The organism is Obesumbacterium proteus (assembly GCF_001586165.1).
Taxonomy (GTDB): domain Bacteria; phylum Pseudomonadota; class Gammaproteobacteria; order Enterobacterales; family Enterobacteriaceae; genus Hafnia; species Hafnia protea.
In genome coordinates this window covers 1,530,418-1,554,842 of record NZ_CP014608.1, presented here as the reverse complement: position 1 = coordinate 1,554,842, position 24,425 = coordinate 1,530,418, and the positions used below count along the sequence as shown (strand labels likewise).

Sequence of the window (24,425 nt, the reverse complement as noted above, 5' to 3'; positions counted from 1 at the left end):
GACCGAATGGTCATCGATACAAATGATCTAACCGCATAAAGAAGAAAGGAGCAACCGCTTTTGCTGAAAGGCATCAGCAAATAAGAAAAAGTAAGAGGCCCAGCACAAAGCTGAGCCTCTAAATAGCACTATTACGCAGAAAATTGACCTGTGTTAACGCATTATTTTGTCACCACGAGATACCCCGACAACACCTGAACGGGCTACTTCAACAATTTCAGCAACCTCTCGTACGGCGCTTAAGAAGGCATCAAGCTTGTCGCTGGTACCGACTAGCTGAACTGTGTAAAGCGCCGCGGTGACATCCACGATTTGCCCACGGAAAATGTCGGTGCTGCGCTTCACTTCTTCACGTCCATAACCCGTTGCCTGTAACTTCACTAACATAATTTCACGCTCAACGTGCGAGCCCTGCACCAACTCGCTCACACGCAAAACATCTACCAGTTTGTGGAGCTGCTTTTCAATTTGCTCAAGCACTTTCGCATCACCGACGGTTTGGATCGTCATGCGCGAAAGCGTGGGATCGTCCGTAGGAGCAACGGTCAAACTTTCAATGTTATAGCCACGCTGAGAGAACAGGCCGACCACGCGGGACAGTGCGCCTGATTCGTTTTCCAGTAATACAGATAAAATCCGGCGCATTATTAAGTCCTCTCCGTTTTGCTTAACCACATTTCGTCCATTGATCCGCCGCGAATTTGCATCGGATAAACGTGCTCAGTTTCATCAATGGTAACGTCGACAAACACTAAACGATTCTTCACCGCCAGCGCCTGCTCCAGCTTGCTTTCTAATTCATCAGGCGTGCGGATCGAGATCCCAACGTGTCCGTAAGCCTCAGCCAGCTTCACAAAATCCGGTAATGATTCCATGTAAGACTGTGAATGACGCCCTGCATAGATCATGTCTTGCCACTGCTTAACCATGCCAAGGAAGCGGTTGTTCAGATTCACCACGACAACGGGCAAATCATATTGCAGCGCCGTTGACAGCTCTTGGATGTTCATCTGGATACTGCCGTCACCAGTGACACAAATCACGGTTTCTTCCGGCAAGGCTAATTTGATCCCCAGCGCCGCAGGCAAGCCAAAGCCCATAGTGCCTAGGCCTCCCGAATTCACCCAACGACGCGGTTTATCAAAACCGTAGTACAAGGCGGCAAACATCTGATGTTGACCCACGTCCGAAGCAACATAAGCCTCACCGTGGGTTAATCGATGGAGGGTTTCAATGACCTGCTGCGGTTTAATACGGCCGCTGTTCGTATCATAGCTCAGGCATTTACGGGCACGCCATTGAGCAATGTTTTGCCACCAATCACGCAGTCCATCGAAATCTTGCTTGGCTTCTTTCTGCCCCAGCAGCTCCAAGAAAGTCGCTAGCGCCTCTTTCGCATCACCCACGATCGGAATATCTGCATCAACGGTTTTGGAGATCGAGGTAGGATCGATGTCGATATGCAGCACTGTCGCATTAGGACAGTATTTAGCCAGATTATTGGTGGTACGATCGTCGAAGCGCACACCGACGGCAAAAATAACGTCAGCGTTGTGCATCGCCATATTGGCTTCGTAAGTGCCATGCATACCCAGCATGCCGAGGCTTTGAGCGTGAGATGCTGGGAAGCCACCCAAGCCCATCAAAGATGTTGTCACTGGAATATTCAAGCGCTCGGCTAGCTGACGCAGCTCCTCATGACAACCTGAGCTAATCACACCGCCACCGGCATAAATAATCGGCTGTTTCGCCGCCAACAACGTTTGTAGTGCGCGCTTAATCTGGCCACGATGCCCTTGTAGAGTCGGGCTATACGAGCGCATTTTTACGTTTTCAGGATAAGAATACGGCAGTTTGATCGCCGGATTCATGATGTCTTTAGGCAAATCAACGACGACGGGCCCCGGACGCCCTGTCGAGGCCAAATAGAATGCTTTTTTGATAATGGTTGGAATATCTTCAGTATGCTTCACTAAAAAGCTGTGCTTCACCACCGGGCGTGAAATCCCGACCATATCGCACTCCTGAAAAGCATCGTTACCAATCAGAGACGTAGCAACCTGACCCGAAATAACCACCATCGGAACCGAGTCCATATAAGCGGTCGCAATACCGGTAATGGCATTTGTTGCTCCGGGACCTGAGGTCACCAGCACCACGCCTACTTCTCCGGTTGCACGCGCAAATCCATCGGCCATGTGCACTGCACCCTGCTCGTGGCGCACGAGGACGTGTTCAATTCCTCCAACCGTGTGCAGGGCGTCGTAAATATCAAGAACGGCCCCGCCCGGATAACCGAATACATGCTTTACGCCCTGATCGATTAACGATCGAACGACCATCTCGGCTCCTGACAACATCTCCATGGGTTTGCCTCCAGGCTGACTTTGCGTAGGTATCATATTCAGGGTGGATCCCTGTTTTTTTGTGTGTTGTGTTTGATTCATTACCTTAACGTGGGAATAACAAGTGCGCAAACGACAAACCGGTGGGAAAAAACGGGGAAGTGATAACCTTGCTGTATTCAGCCATTTTTCAGGAATAAAACGCTGAGAGTCATGGAATGAGCTCCGCGCTTATCGCTGCGGCCAGCCAAATTACAGAACTAAATCATTCTCTCAGGCCAAAATAAGCGAGGGGAGTTTCAGAAAAGAAAACGGCCAGTAAAAGTACTGGCCGTTAAGCAAAATCAATTTACCGCTATCGTTCCAAATACATGGATTCAATTTCCAGCTGATAGCGAGAGTTAATGATCTTGCGACGTAGTTTAAGCGTGGGTGTCAGCTCGCCCTGCTCCATGGAGAAGGCCTCTGGCAGCAGAGTAAACCGTTTAACCTGCTCAAACTTGGCTAAGCCTTTCTGCATTTCACGCAGGCGTAAATCAAACATCTCAACGATATGACTATGACGCAGCAGATCTAAACGATCGTGATACTTCAGATTGATCGACTTAGCGTACTCTTCCAAAGATTCAAAGCACGGAACGATCAGCGCAGAAACAAACTTACGCGCGTCAGCGATAACCGCAACCTGCTCAATGAAACGATCCTGCGCTAAGGTACCTTCAACCATCTGCGGCGCAATGTATTTACCGTTAGAGGTTTTCATCAAGTCTTTCAGACGCTCGGTAATAAACAAATTACCATTCTCATCTAATGCCCCTGCGTCACCGGTTTTTAACCAGCCATCTTCAGTAAAGGTCGCGGCGGTTTCCAACGGTTTATTAAAGTAGCCACACATGACGATAGGACCACGTACCTGGATTTCATTTTCATGACCGATACGGACTTCTACGTCAGGTAAAGGTTTACCAATAGAACCAAAGCGGAAATCATTCTCTTCCCAGCAAGACACCGTGGCACAGGTTTCTGTCATGCCATAGCCGTATTTGATATTGGCACCTAACGCTTGGAAAAATAGGATGACATTATCATCCAGCTTTGCACCAGCAGCAGGCAGAAAACGCACTCGCCCACCTAAAATTCCTCGCAGTTTGCTGAGAACGAGCTTATCAGCCAGCTTATGCATGGCGGCCAGCGCAGGACTTGGTTTACGCCCAGTACGCTCGGTCAGGAAACATTTTTCCCCCACCCAAATAGCCCACTTGAACATGGCACGCTTGTGCCACTTCGCCTGAGCCACTTTTTCATGGATGGCGCTGAAGATTTTTTCGTAAAAACGCGGAACAGCACACATAACGGTAGGCTTCACCGATTGCATCGCCTCGCGAACCTGATTGGTATCGCCAAGGTATACATTCTGTGCTCCAGAGTGCATCACATAGAAGCTCCACGCACGTTCAAATACGTGAGAAAGCGGCAGGAAGCAGAGAGAAACATCATCGGCAGTGACGGTTAAACGCTCATCATGCAGGCGAAGCTGCGCCCCCATATTGGTGTAATTCAACATCACACCTTTTGGTTCACCGGTGGTGCCGGAGGTATAAATGAGCGTAAACAGATCGCTCATATCAGCCTGAGCAATTCGTTCGGCCAGCTGCGGCAAATAAGATTCTTGCGCGCTAGCGGCAAAATCATCAAGCGTGCAGGCAATGTCACAGCCCTGCATGTCAATGCTGTCTGACATAACAATAATGCGTTCTAACTGCGGACAAACACCACGCAGCGCCAACGCAGCATTATATTGAGATTGGCCATCAACAAACAGAATACGCACATCGGCATCATTAAGCACAAAGGCGGTCTGCCCTGCGGTGTTTGTCGAGTACACCGGAACGGTAATCGCTCGCAGATGTAAAATCGCCAGATCAACTAAAGTCCAAGAAACTGAGTTGTGAGCAAAGATAGCCACGCGATCCTGCACATCAACACCCAAAGCGCACAAGGCTAGCGCGAGTTTCTCAACCCGACGCCCTACCTGTTGCCAGGTAAATGAAGTTTCGCCTTGAGCAGACCACTCACGTAGCGCAACACGCTGCGGTATGGTTTTGATCTGCTGCTGAATTCGTTTAACCAGATGGTATTTATTTAACTCATTGATCATAGAAGAAGTTCATTGAATTTATCGGAATGGATGTCGCAGTAAGATATGAGTGAAAAATCTTATTCAGCTTACAGCTGTGCGCTCTTTTCGCCGAAGTCTACCTGTTCTAGCCAAAGGGTCAACGATTATTAAACGTAAAAAGGTGAGCAAAGATGGGTTTCTTGAATAATTTTCCATCAAGCTATGACAGAGGATAATGTAAATATGGGGTCAGTTTGCGACAAATGAAAAGAATTCAAAATAATATAAAAAACTAATAAAATCGCCGTAGGCATCTATAAATCACTGCCGCAGCGACAAGTCCCAGATAACTCCAGATATAGAAAGAGAGAGCCCAATGCTCTCTCTTTATTAACTTATTTTATTAAGCGTGAGGTTTAAAACTTACTGCCGAAATCGCTCAGTACCGCTTTCATCCACTGATGACCGCTATCGCGTTCTGCGGCATGGTGCCAGCTCAGGTAACAAGTACGTTCTCTTTCCAAATCACTGAGTAACACGACAGAAAGATTTAAGTGTTCAGCATAGTCCTCAACCAACCAGCGTGGGGCAATGGCCACCATTTCAGTTTTCGATACCACGCTCAATACGCTGTTCATATCGGTACCTTGATATGCAACACAACGCGCCAGTTCACTTGCCTCATAATAACTACGACTCAGTGATGAGAATAAATTCAAACCAACAACAGCATGTTGCTCAACCAAGAGCTGCTGATAGCTGACCATATTATTAATTCTTGGATGGTTCTTGGATACGGCTAAAACGAACTCATCTTTAAATAGAGGCTCGCAAGAGTATTCTTCACTTTCAAAATGGCTATAGCTGATCAAGAAATCTTTTTCTTGATAGCGTAATTTACGTTCAATATTTTCATTTACCGATGAGTTTAAATGTAACTGAACGTGAGATGCGCTCTCTTTAATTTGATTAAACAGCTTTGCGGTTAGTCGAATATCTAATGGGCTACAAATCGCCACATTAAATACACGTTCACTGACCAGCGGATTAAAGCCTGCTCCAGGGAGTTCATTCTGTACGATCTGCAATGCTTGGCGAATCGACCCAAACAGCTGATATGCCCGATGCGTTGGCTGGATACCACGGCCATAGCGCATAAAGAGCTCGTCGTTGAACATGATCTTCAGTCGAGCAACGGCGTTACTTACCGCAGGCTGAGACATGCCCAAAGCATGGGCCGCACGCGTGATATTTTGCACCTGCATGACCGCGTCAAAGACAGTCAGCAAATTAAGGTCAACGTTTCTGAGTTGAACCAGTTCTGTACTTCCATTTTCGGCCAAAGACATAACCTCGTTTTGTACTGACATACATCACCTAATATAAATTATATTTCAGCATCGCAATTGGAAAATAAAATCGCGAATTAATTAAGATATGAAAACAGCCGAAAACTTAAATACAATCAGCCGTCCAGTCTGGGAGTTCTTAAACGCTATCCCTAGCTATAAAAATAAATTCAGTAATAAACACGCGGTAAAAATAAATTGTTTTATTTAGAATTAAAATGACACACAAGCGGTTAATCACTCATCAACCTGTCATTCATTCAACACCAATGCATTCTAGTGATTAATGATTTAGTTGTACTTAAAATTCAAGGAAGCAATAGTTAACTAACAAAGAATAATAAGGATGTATATTTTATAAAATACGCTTCCCATCCAATTAGTTATCATCAAAACTAACTAAGTTATAGAACACCCTCATCGTAATTAGCCCGCTAATGTTTCATTAAAATTTCAGAGACACCTCACAATCCTGTATTACTTGATAAGAAGAACATTAATCACTATGCCCATTGTGTATGAGTTTTTTTCACCTACTGAAATAGCCGTTGACAAGACTTTGGCTATCCAGTATCACTTTAAGCATTGAAATTATTCATCCAGATTAAGAGCGGAATCACATGATCCAGACTACTCGTCTCCTCAGCCTCCTCCTTCTCGCATCCAGCATGCGCGGTGAGCCTGTGGGCGGTAATCAAAACTGATTCCAACCAAACACAAGAAAGCCCGCGCAAATGCGCGGGCTTTTTTTTACACCAAAAGCAGCGCAACGCGACAAATAAGAACGATTGAGGAGCAACCTGCATGAGCCAACAAGTGATTATTTTCGACACCACGCTGCGCGATGGTGAGCAAGCATTACAAGCCAGCCTGAGCGTCAAAGAGAAGATGCAAATCGCCATGGCATTAGAGCGCATGGGCGTTGACGTGATGGAGGTTGGCTTCCCAGTATCCTCCCCAGGTGACTTTGAATCGGTACAAACCATTGCGCGTAATATCAAAAACAGCCGAGTCTGTGGTTTGGCACGCTGTGTAGATAAAGATATCGACGTCGCCGCTGAAGCATTGCGTGTCGCTGAAGCCTTCCGTATTCATGTATTTTTGGCCACCTCAACGCTGCATGTTGAGTCAAAACTGAAAAAATCCTTTGAGGATGTCGTGGCAATGGCGGTGCATTCCGTGAAACGTGCGCGTAACTATACGGATGACGTTGAGTTCTCCTGCGAGGATGCGGGCCGTACTCCGTTAGACAATCTGTGCCGCATCGTTGAAGCCGCCATCAAGGCCGGTGCTACCACCATCAATATTCCCGACACCGTCGGCTACACCACGCCTTATCAATTTGGTGGCATCATCACCAATCTGTATGAGCGCGTACCTAACATTGATAAAGCGATTATTTCCGTTCACTGTCATGACGATTTAGGCATGTCGGTAGCCAATTCTATTACGGCGGTTCAGGCCGGTGCTCGTCAGGTTGAAGGAACCATCAACGGTATTGGCGAGCGAGCAGGCAACTGCGCATTGGAAGAAGTGATCATGGCCATCCGCACGCGTTCCGAAATGCTGGGCGTGCATACCAATATTCGTCATCAAGAAATCTACCGCACCAGCCAGTTCATCAGCCAAATGTGCAATATGCCTATCCCTGGTAATAAAGCTATCGTGGGCTCCAACGCTTTTGCGCACTCTTCCGGTATTCACCAAGACGGCGTACTGAAAAACCGTGAAAACTACGAAATCATGACCCCAGAATCGATCGGTTTGAATCAGGTTCAGCTGAATTTGACCTCTCGCTCTGGCCGCGCTGCCGTGAAACATCATATGGAAGAGATGGGTTATCAGGAAGGTACCGACTTCAATCTGGACACCTTATACGATGCCTTCCTGAAACTGGCTGACAAAAAAGGACAGGTATTCGACTACGACTTAGAAGCGCTGGCGTTTATTAATAAACAGCAGGAAGAGCCTGAGCACTTCAGCTTGGATTACTTCAGCGTGCAGTCGGGTACCAGCGTGATGGCAACCGCATCGGTTAAATTAAACATCGGCGGAGAAATCAGCGCAGAAGCCGCCACCGGCAATGGCCCTGTCGACGCCGTGTATCAAGCCATCAACCGTATCGCTGGCTACGACATCGATATTGTTAAATATCAGCTGTCAGCGAAAGGCCAAGGCAAAGACGCACTGGGTCAGGTTGATATTGTCGCGAATTACAACGGACGCCGCTTCCACGGCGTCGGCATTACGACCGACATCGTAGAATCTTCCGCTCAGGCGTTGATTAACGTTCTGAATAACATCTGGCGTGCGCAGCAGGTCGAAAAAGAAAAACAGCGCATCCATCAAACACAAACATCACCTTCTCATTCTAATCAGGAAGCGATCTAATTATGAGCCAAACACATCACATTGCCGTTTTACCCGGAGACGGCATCGGTCCAGAAATTATGGCGCAGGCATACAAAGTCATCGACGCCGTGCGCCAACGCTTTGGCCTGAGAATTTCTACCAGCGAATATGACGTCGGTGGCGCAGCTATCGACAAGCACGGCACACCTTTGCCTGCGGCTACCATTGCAGGCTGCGAACAAGCCAGCGCGATTTTGTTTGGCTCCGTCGGTGGCCCAAAATGGGAAAATCTGCCGCCCGCACAGCAGCCTGAACGCGGTGCATTATTGCCATTGCGTAAACACTTCAAACTGTTTAGCAATCTGCGCCCAGCACGCCTATATGAAGGATTAGAAGAGTTTTGCCCACTGCGCAGCGATATCGCGGCGCGCGGCTTCGATATCCTGTGCGTGCGTGAATTAACCGGCGGGATCTACTTCGGCCAACCGAAAGGCCGCGAAGGCCAAGGCATGCATGAGCGTGCTTTTGACACCGAGGTTTATCACCGTTTTGAAATCGAGCGTATCGCACGTATCGCCTTCGAAGCCGCACGCAAACGTCGTGGCAAAGTCACCTCCATTGATAAAGCGAACGTGCTGCAAAGCTCGATTTTGTGGCGCGAAATTGCTACTGAGATCGGTAAAGACTATCCAGACGTCGCGCTGAATCATATGTATATCGACAACGCGACCATGCAGCTGATTAAAGATCCGTCGCAGTTTGACGTCATGCTGTGCTCCAACATCTTCGGCGATATTTTGTCTGACGAGTGCGCCATGATCACTGGCTCAATGGGCATGCTGCCTTCTGCCAGCCTGAATGAACAAGGTTTCGGTCTGTATGAACCTGCGGGTGGCTCTGCGCCGGATATCGCAGGAAAAAACATTGCCAACCCTATTGCTCAAATCCTGTCATTTGCCCTGCTGCTGCGCTACAGCCTGAATGCAGACGATGCGGCTAATGCCGTTGAGCAGGCCGTTAATAAAGCATTAGAGCAAGGCTTCCGCACCAGCGATTTAGCGGGTGATGGTAAAGCGATTTCAACCTCAGAGATGGGCGATGCAATTGCCCGCTTTATCGCACAGGAGGCCTGATCATGGCGAAAACCTTATACCAAAAATTGTTTGATGCTCACGTCGTTTACGAAGCTGAAAACGAAACGCCGCTGCTGTATATCGACCGCCACCTGGTGCACGAAGTCACTTCACCACAGGCGTTTGATGGGCTGCGTGCGATGGGTCGTCCTGTTCGCCAAACCAGCAAAACCTTTGCCACGATGGATCACAACGTTTCTACGCAGACCAAAGATATTAACGCCTGCGGTGATATGGCTCGTATCCAGATGCAAGAGCTGATGAAAAACTGCAAAGAATTTGGCGTGCAGTTATACGATCTGAACCATCCTTTCCAAGGTATCGTTCACGTCATCGGCCCAGAACAAGGCATGACATTACCGGGTAACACCATTGTTTGCGGCGATTCTCACACCGCAACCCATGGCGCATTCGGCGCATTGGCCTTTGGTATCGGCACTTCTGAAGTCGAGCATGTTTTAGCGACCCAAACGCTGAAACAAGGCCGTGCAAAAACCATGAAAATTGAAATTGCTGGCGACGCCGCGGAAGGCATAACAGCTAAAGATATTGTGCTGGCCGTGATTGGCAAAATAGGTCACGCCGGTGGAACCGGACACGTGGTGGAATTCTGCGGCAAAGCCGTAGAAGCCCTGTCGATGGAAGGCCGCATGACGCTGTGCAATATGGCCATCGAAATGGGCGCAAAAGCGGGGTTAGTCGCACCAGACGAAACGACCTTTGATTATCTGAAAGGCCGTCAGTTTGCGCCAAAAGGCGAAAGCTGGGCCAAAGCCGTGGAATACTGGCGCACGCTGAAGTCTGATGAGGGCGCACAGTTTGACGCCACCGTCACACTGAACGCCAGCGACATCACCCCTCAGGTTACTTGGGGAACAAATCCAGGTCAGGTGATTGCCATCAACCAGCCAATCCCTGCACCTGAATCATTTAGCGATCCAATGGAACGCGCCTCGGCAGAAAAAGCGCTGGCGTATATGAATTTGGCAGCCGGCGTTAAGCTGACCGATGTAGCTATCGACAAAGTCTTTATCGGCTCATGCACCAACTCACGCATCGAAGATTTACGTGCCGCGGCGGCTATCGCCAAAGGGCGTAAAGTTGCCAACGGCGTACAGGCCATTGTGGTACCGGGCTCGGGCCCAGTGAAAGCACAGGCTGAATCTGAAGGTCTGGACAAAATTTTCATCGAAGCCGGTTTTGAATGGCGCTTACCGGGTTGCTCAATGTGCTTGGCGATGAACAACGATCGTCTGAATCCAGGCGAGCGCTGCGCATCCACCAGCAACCGTAACTTTGAAGGTCGCCAAGGTCGCGGTGGCCGCACACATCTGGTCAGCCCTGCAATGGCCGCCGCCGCCGCCGTGAGCGGGCATTTTGCCGACATTCGTGAATTAGCGACCGCAGCGGTCTGATAAGGAGCACTACCCATGGCTAAATTTATTCAGCACAGCGGCATCGTTGTTCCTTTAGACGCCGCGAACATCGACACCGATGCGATCATTCCTAAGCAGTTTTTACAGAAAGTGACCCGCACCGGTTTTGGTCAGCATCTGTTCAACGACTGGCGTTTTTTAGACGATGCAGGCCAGCAACCTAACCCTGACTTCATCCTGAACCAGCCTGCATTCAAAGGCGCAAGCATCTTGTTGACGCGTGAAAACTTCGGCTGCGGTTCATCACGCGAGCACGCCCCGTGGGCATTAACCGATTACGGCTTTAAAGTGGTGATTGCACCCAGCTTCGCAGACATTTTCTATGGCAACTCATTTAATAATCAGCTGCTGCCCGTCACATTAAGCGAATCCGAAGTCGATGAATTGTTTGAACAGGTCAAAGCCAATCCCGGAATATCGTTTACCGTCGATCTGGAAACGCAAACCGTTCATGCGGGAGACAAAACCTATAAGTTTGAGCTAGACAGTTTCCGTCGCCACTGCATGATGAATGGCTTGGATAGCATTGGATTAACGCTACAACACGAAGCGGCTATATCCGCTTATGAGGAAAAATTGCCGGAATTTTTGCGTTAGTTTAGTTCTTATACTTACCTCACCCTAACCCTCCCCTTCGCAGGGGAGGGAACCGTTTCGAGATGTTATCTTGATCTGCTCCTTCCTCTTACAAGGGGAAGGTTAGGGAGAGGCTGGGAGGAGGGACTAAAATTCACTCATCACCAATATCCCAACCACTTCCACCACAAACTCCCGATCACAATCCAAATCAGCAGGTTCACTACGCTGAGAATAAATCCGGTTTTCCACCACTCCCCCAGAGTTACGTAGCCTGAACCGAAGATAATCGGCGCAGTGCCCGTACCATAGTGCGTCAATGACATCATCAATGATGAAGAGAACGCCAGCACTAAGCCTAATAAGGCCGGTGGCGCGCCCAGCGCCAGACCCGCGGCGAAGAATGCGGCGAACATCGCCGTAATATGCGCCGTGGTGCTGGCAAAGAAGTAGTGCGAGTAGACATAAACCAGCGTCAGCAGGATCATCCCCCCCTACCCATCCCATACCGAGGTGAGAAATCGCGTTACCAACGCTTTGTGAAAGCCAACTGATCAAGCCCAGTTTGCCTAAATAGGTTGCCATCATCACTAGCGCGGCAAACCACACCACCGTGTCCCACGCACCTTTGTGTTTTAGCACGTCGTCCCAGCTCAAAACGCCGGTCGCCAAGAGGATCGCCAGCCCGATAAACGCCGCCGTCGTTGGGTTAACCGCCCACTCGCTGCCGAAAAGAAATGCAGGGATCCCCGCCCAAAGGCACAGCAATAACGCAAATACCCCCAGCGTAATTTTTTCTGCCAACGAAATATTCCCAAGCTCAGCTAACTTATCTTTGGCAAAGCGCGGCGCATTGGGCGTTCGCTTGATGGTTGGCGGATAGAGCCAGTAAACAATCAACGGCATCACCAACAGAGAAATGATCCCCGGCACCAACGCGGCAATCGCCCACATTGACCACGTGAGTTCAAACGTTGAGCCAGTGCCTTTCAGCAATAAATTCACAATCAAGGGGTTTGGCGCCGTGGCGGTAATAAACATCGCCGATGTCACTGGGTTAATGTTGTAGTTCACCAGCGCCAGATATCGACCAATCTTCTGCGTGGAGCCCGGTTCTGGCTTCGAGCCAAAACTGTCGGCAATAGACTTCATGATAGGGTGAATAATACCGCCGCCGCGTGCGGTGTTACTTGGCGTCACCGGCGCTAAAGTGGTTTCGGCCAATGCCAACGCGTAGGCAATTCCTAGGGTTTTCTTACCAAATAACGAAATGAAATAGTAACCGATTCGCGCCCCGAGCCCGGTTTTATTCAGGCTGAGCGATATCATGATGGAAATCCCGATTAACCAAATCAGCTGGTTGGAAAAGCCACTCAGCGCGTCATCCAAAGCCGCGGTGGGTTTGCCCGGATTGGTCACCTGCGTCAGCGCAACTAAGGCGATAGCAATTATCGATACTGCGCCAATCGGCATCGCTTTACCGATAATAGCGGCGATAGTACCCACAAATAGCGCAAGCAGATGCCAAGCATTGGGGCTCACGCCTTCAGGCACGGGAATGACAAACCAGATAATCAGGGCGATTGCGATGGAAATTAGAGAAGGTATAGGCTTAAGCGGTGTTAGTTTACCCATATTATTATCAACTCTTCCTAGGTGAGTCGGCATCTCCGTACCGTTGGAGATAAATAAAAGCAGAGGAGTTTAGTGCGCAGGCAAAGTGAATTGAAATATTTTGTTTGCAGGTAATACCTATGCACTTGCATTAACGCTATATGAATAGCTCAGCTAAGGCGTTGCGCGGTATCAAAAAACGACAAATTGGTTATTTTCTTAGCAGTTAAATGGGATCGCAATGTCTAGACGATCCCCCCGTTGTCACACTAAGCCTCTCGAACACGAGAGCACAGAATTAAGGCCACAATCGCCAGCGCCGCCGCCAGCCAATAAACCGCATGATGCCCCACGGTTTCAGCTAATGCGCCTTGCAGAACGCCCGCCATAATCACGCCGGTTGAAATACTGTTGGTAAATAACGTGGTCGCGCTGCCCGCCCTACCCGGCATCAAATCCTGAAAATAGAGCATGCCGATACCGGCAATAATGCCAATGAAAACGGCGTTAAACAGCTGTAACACCATCAGCGCCAGTTTAAATTTAAACAGCACCAAACCCGCATAAAACAAGATACCGGCCGCCACCGCAAACAGCATCATGTTGCGTTTACCAAAGCGTTTTATGTAATAGCCTGCGAGAATCATGGCAGGGATCTCTAGACCCGCAGCGGTACCCATCAATAGACCCGCCAAATTCTCAGGCAGGCCAAGATCTTGCGTGATATACAGCGGCATATCAATAATATACATGGTGTTGCAGGTCCACATCAGCATCGAGGAGATGAACAGCAAAACCACATTCTTGTCACCAAACGCGTTGGTCGGGATAACAACCGCTTCGCCCACGCTTTCGGTGCGCGGCATTGACGGTAACATTAGCGCCACCAGCACGATTGCCAACACAAATACGCCGGCGGCAATCAGATACATAAACGTAAAGCCATAGTTCAGCGCCAGCATAAACGACAGCGGTGGACCGATAACCCATGCTAAAGAAAGCTGCGCACGCATCACCGAGCTAAACATCACCACTTCACTTGCCGAGCGATCGGCATATTCACGTGCCAAGGCAAAAATCTGCGGCATTCCCGTATTCGCCAGCGCGGCTAAAAATACCCCAGCGGAAATCAACAGCAAATAACTGCGGCAAAAAGCGAATAGCAGACAGTTTCCAACCGCCATAGCGCAGCAAAACATAATCAGCTTACGGCGATCGCCCTGACGATCGGATCGTTTCGCCAGCAGGAAACTTACCGCGATCCCCACGATCGCATTGACGGTATAAAACAGCCCAACCCACAGCGGACGAACCTTAACCTCGGTCGTCAAAAATAGGCTAAGCGTGGGAGCCTGAAGCGCACCCGCAATCCCCGTCAAGAAAGCAACGATAAGAAACGCAGCGTAGATAGGGTTAATTCGGCGGCGGGCAGTCAACAAAGAGGTCATCCTGATTTCCTAAGCTGGCATGAGCAAATACGGCGTGTTGTACGATAACAGAACGCGGATATAAAAAAACCAGCAGGCAAACCTGCTGCTCGGTGAAAAGCACCATTACTCAGAAACACTCTTTGATGTCGGAGAGACAAATGATTACTCACCTCTTTCTCTTTCATCTGCTGAAATTATCTGCGTAATATAGGGAAAGAAAAATTGATAGCTTTACCTAAAAAGGTTCCTCTTTTATGGCGACATCGCGCTTACAACATCAGTTCATACGTTTATGGCAAAGCTTCAAAGGCCAGTCAGCGGAAACCACGCTGGGCGACCTCGCAGAAACGCTGAGCTGTTCACGTCGTCATGTCAGAACCTTATTAAACTCGATGCAACAGCAAGGTTGGCTGCATTGGCAGGCCGAGTCTGGCCGAGGAAAACGCTCAACGCTAACGTTCCAGTCAACCGGCCTTCAGGTACAGCAGCTGCGCGCAGAGGAGTTGCTGGAACAGGATCACATTGAGCAACTGGTTCAACTGGTGGGCGACCGCAGTTCAGTTCGCCAAATGCTACTCTCCCAGCTAGGCCGTAGCTTCCGTCAGGGTAAGCATATTCTGCGTATTCTTTACTATCGTCCGCTGTTTAACCTGCTTCCCGGTACGCCAATGCGCCGCTCTGAAACCCATCTGGCGCGGCAGATCTTCAGCGGGCTTACCCAGCTAAATGAGGAAAATGGGGAACTAGAATCCGATTTGGCTCATCACTGGCAGGCGATTACGCCTCTGCACTGGCGTTTCTATCTACGTCCCGCGATCCGTTTTCACCATGGGCGCGAACTCGAAATGATCGACGTGATCCAATCGCTCGAGCGTTTACGCGATCAGCCGTTATTTTCGCACCTAAAAACCATCACTTCCCCCAACCCTTACGTCATCGATATTCATTTAAGCACGCCCGATGCATGGCTACCTTGGCTGCTGGGCAGCGTCAGCGCCATGATCCTGCCGCACGAATGGCAATCGCTACCCAACTTCACGCGCTCGCCTATCGGCACTGGCCCTTATCAGGTGGTGCGTAACACGCAGACGCAGCTGAAAATCCGTGCCTACGACGACTACTTTGGTTTCCGTGCGCTGATTGACGAAGTTAACATCTGGGTTCTGCCTGAAATTTCGGAAGAGTTGGTACACGCAGGCGTGCAGCTACAATCCGACGATACGGGGAAAGATGAGCTGGAAAGCCGCTTGGAAGAAGGCTGCTACTTTATGCTGTTCGACCAACGTTCGCCGTTAACCTCCGATCCGGCGGTGCGCGAATGGCTCTGTCAGGTCATGACGCCGATTGCCCTGCTCAATAAAGCAGGAAAAATTCATCAGCGTTACTGGTCACCGGCCTACGGCATCCTGCCACGCTGGCACCATAATTTATTGATCAGTGAAAATAAGAAACCGGAGCATCTGACTCATCTAACATTAACGGTCTACACCAAACATTCCGAATTCCACGCGATCTATTTAGCGCTTAAGCCGTTGCTGGCCGAATATGGCGTTGAGCTCACCATGCAGGAGATCAGCTACAGCCGCTGGCACGAAGGCGATGCGCAAAGCGATCTCTGGGTCGGCAGTGCCAACTTCTATTTACCGTTAGAGTTTTCTGTTTTTTCAATGCTCTATGAACTTCCCTTGCTCCAGCACTGCCTCAGCGGTGATTTACAGCAAGACGCCAGCCGATGGCGCAACAATGCCCTGCCCATGGCCGAATGGTGCCAACGCTTGGTGCAAGAACATCAGCTTCATCCCCTGTTCCACCATTGGCTAAAACTCCACGGACAGCACAGCATGCGCGGCGTGCGCATGAATACGCTCGGCTGGTTCGATTTCAAATCCGCGTGGTTCTCCCCGCCGGAGCTTCCCTCCGACAGTCATGTGCATGAATTAACCGTTTCAACCGGTTGTGAAAAACCTCGGTAACGTTATTAATCCTTTCTAATAACAGATGCTCTCTTTACAATAGCGCCCTGTTCTCAACGGGGTGCAAAAAAATAGACCGGCAATTTCCATCGCCGATCTAAAAACGTCGCGAGCTGCGTTCAGCTGGTGTCGGCCAGCGCGGAAGAACCGGAGCATACACAAAGTATGTGAGGATTCTGAGCACTGCCCGACATCGGATCAACGCCTGCGCAGCACGTTTTTGCTGAGAGAAACCCGTCGAACCTGATCCGGCTAACACCGGCGGAGGGATTTGAGAGTGTACCCACGCTTGCTCAAAGACCTTTGCGACCTGACTTAACTCACGGAGTGCAAAGTGTTGAAACGATTGATTCCTGCCTTAATGCTGATCGCCGCACCTATTTTGGCTCACAGCGCTGATAAACCTGTTCTCACTGTTTATACCTACGATTCTTTTGCCGCTGAATGGGGCCCTGGCCCGAAGGTTAAAGCGGCGTTTGAAAAAGAGTGTGGCTGCGAGCTGAAGCTTGTGGCGCTGGAAGACGGCGTTTCGGTACTTAACCGAGTCCGAATGGAAGGCAAAAAAAGCAGCGCCGATGTGGTGTTGGGATTGGACAATAATTTAGTGCAAGCCGCCGAGAAAACCGGCCTGTTTGTGCCTAGCGAAGTCGATACTCAGTCGCTCACCGTTCCTGGTGGCTGGCAGAATAAAACCTTTGTGCCTTATGACTACGGCTACTTCTCTTTCGTTTATAACAAAAACACGCTGAAAAACCCGCCGACCAGTTTGAAACAGCTGGTCGATGGCCCTGAAAAATGGAAAGTGATCTATCAAGATCCGCGCACCAGCACGCCGGGATTAGGCTTAATGCTTTGGATGCAAAAGGTTTACGGTAACGACGCTCCGCAGGCTTGGCAAAAACTGGCAAAGAAAACCGTGACGGTGACCAAGGGATGGAGTGAAGCCTACGGCCTGTTCTTGAAAGGCGAAGCGGATTTGGTATTGAGCTACACCACGTCGCCGGCGTATCACATTATCGAAGAGAAAAAAGATAACTACGCAGCCGCCGAATTTAGCGAGGGCCACTACTTACAGGTAGAAGTTGCGGCTCAGCTCGCCGGTAGCAAGCAGCCACAGCTGGCACAGAGATTTATGCAGTTCATTACCACTCCGGCTTTCCAGAACGAAATGCCAACCGGCAACTGGATGTATCCGGTGATTAAAACCACGCTGCCTGCGGGTTTTGAACAGCTGAAGGTTCCAGCAAAAGCCTTAGAATTCACGCCTGCCGAAGTGGCTCAAAACCGCGCAACATGGATCCGCTCATGGCAAGCCGCCGTCAGCCGTTAATTCCTTTCTGGTTAATCCCTGGATTGTTCGCTGCGATGGTAATTATTGCCATCGCAGCGGCGTCATTTGGTTCACTCTGGCGTCATGCGCCAGAGTCGGATTGGCGTAGCCTGTGGCAAGACGATTATCTGTGGCACGTTATTCGTTTTACCTTCTGGCAGGCATTTCTCTCTGCCGTTTGCTCTGTTCTACCGGCCATTTTGCTAGCTCGAGCGCTGTTTCGCCGTCGCTTTTTAGGCCGTCAGCTATTGCTGCGCCTGTGCGCTATGACGCTGGTATTGCCCGTGCTGGTCGCGGTCTTTGGGATCCTCAGCGTGTACGGCAGACAGGGCTGGCTGGCACAAATTTGTCAGTTCCTTGGCCTTGATTACACTTTTTCCCCCTATGGCTTACAGGGCATTTTGCTGGCGCATATTTTCTTTAATCTGCCGCTCGCGGCGCGTTTGTTACTTCAAGCCTTAGAAAATATCCCGACCGAACAGCGCCAGCTGGCTGCGCAGCTTGGCATGAGCAGTTGGCAACAGTTCCGTTTTGTCGAATGGCCTTACCTACGCCGCCAAATTCTGCCCGCTGGCGCGCTGATATTCATGCTGTGTTTCGCCAGCTTTGCCACCGTACTTTCTCTCGGCGGCGGCCCGCAGGCAACCACCATCGAGCTGGCAATCTATCAGGCTTTAAGCTACGACTACGATCTCAGCCGCGCCGCGCTGCTGGCCATACTGCAACTGTTGTGCTGTTTGGGTTTAGTTTTGCTGAGTCAAAAGCTTAGCGGCATTCTGCCTGTCGGCCATACGCGAGCGCTGAAATGGCGTAACCCCGTCGATAACGTGGCGGCGCGGTTGCTGGATAGCTGCGTGATTTTCTGCGCGCTGTTGCTTATTCTTCCCCCGCTGCTCGCGGTGATAGCAGACGGCGCAAATCATGCGTTTGCCAGCGTACTGACTCAGCCCGTGCTATGGCAGGCCACATTCACCTCGCTCAAAATTGCGTTAGGCGCAGGCCTGCTGGCCGTAACGCTGACGATGATGCTGCTATGGAGCAGCCGTGAACTTCTGCTACGCCAGCGTCGCTGGCTAGGACAAGGCATGGAACTGACCGGAATGCTGATATTAGCCATGCCCGGTATCGTGCTCGCAACAGGTTTCTTTTTACTGCTCACCGATACCATTGGTATTCCGCAATCGGCCTACGGACTGGTGATTTTAACCAACGCGTTAATGGCCATTCCTTACGCGCTCAAAGTGTTAGAAAACCCCATGCGCGATTTGGCCGAGCGCTACAATCCGCTCTGTCTGTCGCTGCGAATTCAGGGATTCAACCGATTAAGGCTGATTGAACTGCGTGCGCTTAAACGCCCGCTCTCTCAAGCCATGGCGTTTGCCTGCGTGCTGTCATTGGGCGATTTTGGCGTAGTTGCGCTGTTTGGCAACGAGCAATTCCGCACGCTGCCTTTCTACCTGTATCAGCAAATCGGGGCCTATCGCAGCCAAGATGGTGCGGTCACCGCGCTGTTATTACTGATCCTGTGCTTCTTACTTTTCACTCTGCTGGAACGTCTTCCGGGGCGAGATAAATCATGATTACGCTGAACGATCTCACTTATATCTATGAGCATCAGCCGATGCGTTTTTCACTTAGCATCTCTGCCGGAGAACGCGTGGCCATTTTGGGCCCGAGCGGTGCGGGAAAAAGTACGCTGCTTGCCTTGATTGCTGGTTTTTTGATGGCTGATAAAGGCGTCGTCATGTTAGCTGGCGTGGATCATACCCATACGCCGCCGTCCAAACGTCCGGTATCGATGCTGTTCCAAGAGAACAACTTGTTCTCTCATCTCAGTATTGAGCAAAATCTAGGATTGGGGTTAGATGCGGGATTACGCCTAAATGGCGCACAGAAAAAGCGCCTGAATGAAATTGCCCAGCAGGTGGGTATTCTTGATTGCCTACCGCGATTGCCATCGCAGCTTTCCGGCGGTCAGCGCCAACGCGCCGCACTGGCACGCTGTTTGTTACGCGACCAGCCTATTTTACTGCTCGACGAGCCTTTCTCCGCGCTCGATCCCGCACTGCGAGGGGAAATGCTACAGCTATTAGATCAGGTTTGTGCAGAGCAAAATCTCACCCTGCTCATGGTGTCACATAATCTCGATGACGCCGCACGCATCGCTACGCGTACCCTGTTAGTTGCCGATGGACGCATTGCCTATGACGGCACCACTCAAGACCTGTTAGATGGAAAAGATCCGGCGGCTGCGGCGTTGTTGGGGCGGTAGCGTCTTTAAAATGAATAGCTCGATAAAATTTCGGTAATATCTTTATTGTTTTGATATTTTTTTCTTAACTCAGGTAGGTCTTTTTTTGCTTTACCGCAATATTGAGCGATTGATTTTTCAATCATCTTCTTATTTTCTTCGGGAAGGGAGTTATCCCACTCACCTGCAAAATGTTCACAGTTCTCGGCGGTGATAGTAAATTCAGCGATATCTGAAGGTTCATTGTTTTCCTTGCCAAATGAATAGCTGCTAAATACCAAAAACAATAAAATTACCGTTATAGTTTTCATCATCACCTCCATCGATTAGCTCGCTCTCCATACACTTCAACGAATCTACCCACGTAACTAAAACTGCACCACCTTCCACAGCAGTGAACGATAAATTGGCATCAGCGGATGGTTATGCATCAGCACAAAGCTCACGACGGCGGCTATCCACATGGCAACGGTTGCAATACGCAGGCGCAGCGGTGTAAGCCACTGAGAGAGTTTATCCGCCGAGCGTTTGCCCTCTCGCCACCAGCGCCAGCTCAGCCATGCCGCAACCCAAATCGAAACCACCACCAGCGCCAGTAACACTTTAAATAACGTGCTGCCACTACCTGCCGGTATATCAATCGCGACACCGGCTAAAATCCCTGGTAGGAAATAAATCGGCGGCCACGTGATACAGCCAATAATATTGGGTGGAATAAATTTGCGTGGCGGCAGCGCCAGCATGCCCGCCACCATCGGTACAACCGGCCGCGTTGGGCCAACAAAACGGCCAATCAGCACCGTCATCATGCTATGGCGATGGAGCGCATGTTCGGTTCTATCGAGCAGCGCTTTGTTCTTCTTGATAAATGACCATCGATGAAGCGGCTCTTTGAAAGCGCGGCCAATAAAATAGGAAATCCAATCACCGGCAAAACACGCCAGAATTCCCACGCCCCACGCATAGTAGAAATTCACCTGTCCGCTGCCAATTAATGCGCCCAGCGTTGCCATCATTACCGTACCTGGTAAAAGCAGCCCGACCAATGCTAAAGACTCTAAAAACGCCACTAAAAACACGGCGATCAAAGAGTAGGTTACCGATTGGGTCACCAAGTGTTGCAGGTACGCTTCCATAATTCTTCCACCGGAAATAATGAGCCAGCGATTTTGCGGAGCCGACCGTTTGCCGTCAACCTATCATTGCGGGGATAAACGTTTATTTACAAATGAGTAACTTAATGAGTATAGGTAATGGTGGGGATTTTGGGGATAGCGGCTTTATAGTTACAGTGTGATGTTAAGTACGCAGCTCATTTATATAGGTGCTGTGTGATATTACGTACGCCTAACGCATCGGTGCTAATCTCAATATCGTGCGGGCGTCCGTGCTAGGGGGCTCACCGCCGCCCCCTAGCGACCCGGCTCGGCACCGTCCCTCAGCCTGCTACGCAGGTTCCTTCATCTCGTCATTTCGGTTTTAACGGAACGAACGGCAATCGCCATCCTGGCTCCTCCGTTCTTTCGCCGACATCCCTGTCGGCGAATCCTAACCTGCATTCCTCAATTCAGCTGAAGGACAACGTGCCACATCAGGTCAACGTCAAAAGATAACATTGCCCATCAACTCTTTTAGCTTTGGATTTTTTAGCTTTTAGTTATGGCTGTTGACCTTTTCCGGCACGTTACCGTACAGCCGAACGAAAAACGACGGGTCAGCACGAGCCACAGGGATGTGGCGAGAGTCGTAGGGGCGCCGGGAGCGCCTCTGCGACGGTGCGGTTAAACCCATAGTTTGTAGAGAGGGAACCCGCGCAGCGGGCTGGAAGGTGGTGCCAAGCCTGGATGCAAGGCGGCGGCGACTGAGCCGCCTTGCTCGGACGCTTGCACAATGTCACTGTGAAGTTCAATGCCTATAAGCGTACGAAACCTTACACCACTCCATCATAAACAATCACCACACGTAGCCTTAAGCCTAATAATAGACAACCACTGTATAAATACTCATACTAGCTATGTTCCCAGCAACCTTATCGGTAAAAATCACCGCGATGGAAAATTCCCCACAGCAAGGCTTCGTCCTCACCCGTCATTGGCGGGATACACCGGCTGGCGTGTCGGTGGAGCTGTGGTTGGCAACCGATAATGGCCCGCAGAAAGTCTCTATTGCGCCGCAGCAGGCCGTCGCGTTTTTACCTGCGGAACAGCTGCCGCAGGCAGAAACAGTGCTGAAAAATGAGCGCCATATTGAAATAAAACCGCTGCCGATGAAGGATTTCCATCAGCGCCCCGTCGTGGGGATTTATTGCCGTAGCTATCGTCAATTAATGAACCTTGAGAAAGCGCTCAAGGAACAAGGCATGACGCTGTATGAAGCCGATATCCGCCCGCCAGATCGCTATTTGATGGAGCGTTTTATCTGCGCGCCGGTGTGGTTTTCAGGCCAGCAGGATACAAAAGGCGTTTGGCGCAATACGCAGCTAAAACCGAATCCGAGCTACCGCCCGACGCTTAAGCTGGTATCGCTGGATATCGAAACGACGATGCACGGCGAGCTTTACTCCATCGGTCTGCATGGCTGCGGCCAGCGCGTGGTGTACATGTTAGGCCCTGAAAATGGGGATGCTAGCCAGCTGGATTTCGATCTGGTTTATGTGAACAGTCGGCCACTGTTGCTCGAAGCCTTAAACCAGTGGATGGCACAGCACGATCCGGATGCCATTATTGGCTGGAATCTGATCCAGTTTGATCTGCGCGTGCTGCAAAAACACGCCGAGCGTTACGGCGTTCCCTTGCGTTTAGGCCGAGGTGGCGATGCGCTAGAGTGGCGTGAGCATGGCTTTAAACAAGGACACTTTTTTGCCGCGGCCACCGGACGCCTAATCATCGACGGCATCGAGGCCCTAAAAAGTGCATTCTGGAACTTTCCCTCTTTTAGCTTAGAAAATGTGTCTCAAACGCTGTTGGGAGAAGGTAAGGCGATGGACGATCCCTACAGCCGGATGTCTGAGATCGACCGGCGATTTCGCGAAGATAAGCCCGCGCTGGCGCACTACAACCTGAAAGACTGCGAACTCGTCACCCGCATATTCGAGCATACCCATCTGATGACGTTTTTGCTCGAACGCGCCACGGTCACAGGCTTAAATGCCGATCGCAACGGCGGGTCGGTTGCCGCATTCACGCATCTTTATTTACCACGCATGCACCGCGTCGGTTTTGTCGCACCGAATCAGGGCGATTTACCCGAAGAAGCTAGCCCTGGCGGCTTCGTGATGGATTCACGCCCCGGCTTGTATGATTCTGTACTGGTGCTGGATTATAAAAGCCTGTACCCCTCGATTATTCGTACCTTCCTCATCGATCCCGTGGGGCTTATCGAAGGCCTACGCCAGCCTGACGATGAGCATTCCGTTGCCGGTTTTCGCGGTGCGCGGTTTGCTCGTGAACAACACTGTTTACCGGATATCGTGAGCCAAATATGGCAGGGCCGCGAGGCCGCTAAGCGCGAAAAAAACGCCCCGCTTTCCCAAGCGCTCAAAATTATTATGAATGCGTTTTACGGCGTACTGGGTTCAAGCGGATGCCGATTTTTTGATCCACGCCTCGCCTCATCCATTACGATGCGTGGCCATGAGATTATGCGCCGCACGCGAGAATTGATTGAAGCAGAGGGCTATCCCGTGATCTACGGCGATACGGATTCAACCTTTGTGTGGCTCAATCATGCGCACGATGAAAAACAGGCCGAAGCTATCGGACAACGCCTGATCGCCCTCATAAATCAGTGGTGGAAAGATCACCTGAAAGCCGAATATGGCTTAGACAGCGCGTTAGAATTGGAATACGAATGCCACTATCGACGCTTTTTAATGCCGACCATTCGCGGTGCCGAACTTGGCAGTAAAAAACGCTATGCGGGTCTGAAAGGCGAAGACATGGTGTACAAAGGCATGGAAACCGTGCGTAGCGATTGGACGCCGCTGGCGCAGCAATTTCAGCAAGAGCTGTATGCACGTATATTTAAAAATCAGCCTTACCAAGAGTTTATCCGCGATTACACCCAACGCCTGCTAGCGGGCGAGTTTGACGACCGCTTGGTTTACCGCAAACGGCTAAGACGCAAACTGAGTGAATATCAGCGTAATGTTCCTCCTCATGCTCGCGCGGCGAAAATTGCCGATGACTATAATCGTGAGCTTAATCGCCCGCTGCAGTATCAAAACGGCGGTTGGATTAGCTATGTGATTACGACCGCAGGCCCTGAACCGTTAGAGCGCCAACGTGCGCCTATCGACTACGATCATTACCTTTCACGTCAGCTACAACCGGTTGCCGATGCTATTTTGCCGTTCATGCAGGATGACTTCACTACGCTGGTCGCCGGCCAGCTCGGGTTATTTTAGTTAAGACAATTCCATGTTTGGGGGGTGACGAAAGCGCCTTCATCCTTTAACATAGCGCCCTTCCCTCAGTTAAAACATTTACTTCATTGCTTGATTCAAGCAACGAAGCGGC

The 24,425-nt window shown here is 50.2% G+C and carries 16 protein-coding genes, 1 other RNA gene and 1 pseudogene; 9 read left to right on the top strand and 9 right to left on the bottom strand.

The features are described from left to right. Positions 1-153 precede the first annotated feature (153 nt). The 4 genes from ilvN to leuO all read right to left on the bottom strand — a co-directional run bounded on the left by ilvN (position 154) and on the right by leuO (position 5,834). A complete protein-coding gene (gene ilvN / locus DSM2777_RS07160) occupies positions 154-645 on the bottom strand; it encodes an acetolactate synthase small subunit (RefSeq protein WP_025800373.1) in 492 nt (163 codons plus the stop codon). A 2-nt stretch (positions 646-647) separates the two neighbouring features. Beyond that, a complete protein-coding gene (ilvI, locus tag DSM2777_RS07155; protein ID WP_025800374.1) occupies positions 648-2,366 on the bottom strand; it encodes an acetolactate synthase 3 large subunit in 1,719 nt (572 codons plus the stop codon). 334 nt (positions 2,367-2,700) lie between these two features. Next, positions 2,701-4,503: an AMP-dependent synthetase/ligase gene (locus DSM2777_RS07150; protein WP_046457410.1), complete on the bottom strand. Its 1,803-nt coding sequence runs from the start codon at positions 4,501-4,503 to the stop codon at positions 2,701-2,703. Positions 4,504-4,880: 377 nt separating this feature from the next. After that, a complete protein-coding gene (gene leuO, locus DSM2777_RS07145; RefSeq protein ID WP_061553544.1) occupies positions 4,881-5,834 on the bottom strand; it encodes a transcriptional regulator LeuO in 954 nt (317 codons plus the stop codon). A 783-nt stretch (positions 5,835-6,617) separates the two neighbouring features. Here leuO and leuA point away from each other — a divergent pair. The 4 genes from leuA to leuD are packed head-to-tail and all read left to right on the top strand — an operon-like array spanning position 6,618 to position 11,331. After that, complete coding sequence (gene leuA, locus DSM2777_RS07140; protein WP_046457407.1) at positions 6,618-8,204, top strand: 2-isopropylmalate synthase; 1,587 nt, start codon at positions 6,618-6,620, stop codon at positions 8,202-8,204. Positions 8,205-8,206: 2 nt separating this feature from the next. Beyond that, positions 8,207-9,298 carry a 3-isopropylmalate dehydrogenase gene (leuB, locus tag DSM2777_RS07135; RefSeq protein WP_025800378.1) on the top strand — a complete coding sequence of 364 codons (1,092 nt, stop codon included), beginning with the start codon at positions 8,207-8,209 and terminating at the stop codon, positions 9,296-9,298. Positions 9,299-9,300: 2 nt separating this feature from the next. After that, the gene (gene leuC, locus DSM2777_RS07130; RefSeq protein ID WP_061553543.1) at positions 9,301-10,713 is read left to right on the top strand and encodes a 3-isopropylmalate dehydratase large subunit; all 1,413 of its coding nucleotides are present in this window, start codon (positions 9,301-9,303) and stop codon (positions 10,711-10,713) included. A gap of 15 nt (positions 10,714-10,728) precedes the next feature. Further along, on the top strand, positions 10,729-11,331 hold the full coding sequence (gene leuD / locus DSM2777_RS07125; RefSeq protein WP_061553542.1) for a 3-isopropylmalate dehydratase small subunit: 603 nt from the start codon (positions 10,729-10,731) through the stop codon (positions 11,329-11,331). 140 nt (positions 11,332-11,471) lie between these two features. Here leuD and DSM2777_RS07120 read toward each other — a convergent pair. Both DSM2777_RS07120 and DSM2777_RS07115 read right to left on the bottom strand, forming a co-directional pair. After that, positions 11,472-12,945 (bottom strand): annotated as a pseudogene (locus DSM2777_RS07120) (DASS family sodium-coupled anion symporter). A gap of 248 nt (positions 12,946-13,193) precedes the next feature. Continuing rightward, entirely contained in the window at positions 13,194-14,372 is a 1,179-nt protein-coding gene (locus DSM2777_RS07115) for a sugar efflux transporter (protein WP_061553541.1), read from the bottom strand. Positions 14,373-14,608: 236 nt separating this feature from the next. Between DSM2777_RS07115 and sgrR the strand changes: the two genes are divergently transcribed. Next, positions 14,609-16,327 (top strand): HTH-type transcriptional regulator SgrR, encoded by a 1,719-nt coding sequence (sgrR, locus tag DSM2777_RS07110; RefSeq protein WP_061553540.1) that lies wholly within the window; start codon positions 14,609-14,611, stop codon positions 16,325-16,327. A 93-nt stretch (positions 16,328-16,420) separates the two neighbouring features. Here sgrR and DSM2777_RS07105 read toward each other — a convergent pair. Beyond that, positions 16,421-16,496: non-coding RNA, sX9 sRNA (locus DSM2777_RS07105), on the bottom strand. Between the two features lie 192 nt (positions 16,497-16,688). Here DSM2777_RS07105 and thiB point away from each other — a divergent pair. The 3 genes from thiB to thiQ are packed head-to-tail and all read left to right on the top strand — an operon-like array spanning position 16,689 to position 19,929. After that, on the top strand, positions 16,689-17,657 hold the full coding sequence (gene thiB / locus DSM2777_RS07100) for a thiamine ABC transporter substrate binding subunit (protein WP_418009393.1): 969 nt from the start codon (positions 16,689-16,691) through the stop codon (positions 17,655-17,657). After that, positions 17,633-19,237, top strand: coding sequence for a thiamine/thiamine pyrophosphate ABC transporter permease ThiP (thiP, locus tag DSM2777_RS07095; protein ID WP_046457401.1), 1,605 nt, complete (start codon positions 17,633-17,635; stop codon positions 19,235-19,237). The genes thiB and thiP overlap by 25 nt, the downstream gene beginning before the upstream one ends. Further along, positions 19,234-19,929, top strand: coding sequence for a thiamine ABC transporter ATP-binding protein ThiQ (gene thiQ / locus DSM2777_RS07090; protein ID WP_061553538.1), 696 nt, complete (start codon positions 19,234-19,236; stop codon positions 19,927-19,929). The genes thiP and thiQ overlap by 4 nt, the downstream gene beginning before the upstream one ends. A gap of 5 nt (positions 19,930-19,934) precedes the next feature. On the opposite strand, the gene DSM2777_RS07085 is transcribed toward thiQ, so the two are convergent. Together DSM2777_RS07085 and DSM2777_RS07080 are read right to left on the bottom strand one after the other, a co-directional pair. After that, positions 19,935-20,222, bottom strand: coding sequence for a hypothetical protein (locus DSM2777_RS07085; protein WP_156473623.1), 288 nt, complete (start codon positions 20,220-20,222; stop codon positions 19,935-19,937). A gap of 54 nt (positions 20,223-20,276) precedes the next feature. Further along, entirely contained in the window at positions 20,277-21,044 is a 768-nt protein-coding gene (locus DSM2777_RS07080; RefSeq protein ID WP_046457399.1) for a DedA family protein, read from the bottom strand. A gap of 914 nt (positions 21,045-21,958) precedes the next feature. Here DSM2777_RS07080 and DSM2777_RS07075 point away from each other — a divergent pair. Further along, complete coding sequence (locus DSM2777_RS07075; protein ID WP_061555345.1) at positions 21,959-24,313, top strand: DNA polymerase II; 2,355 nt, start codon at positions 21,959-21,961, stop codon at positions 24,311-24,313. The last annotated feature ends 112 nt before the right edge of the window (positions 24,314-24,425 follow it).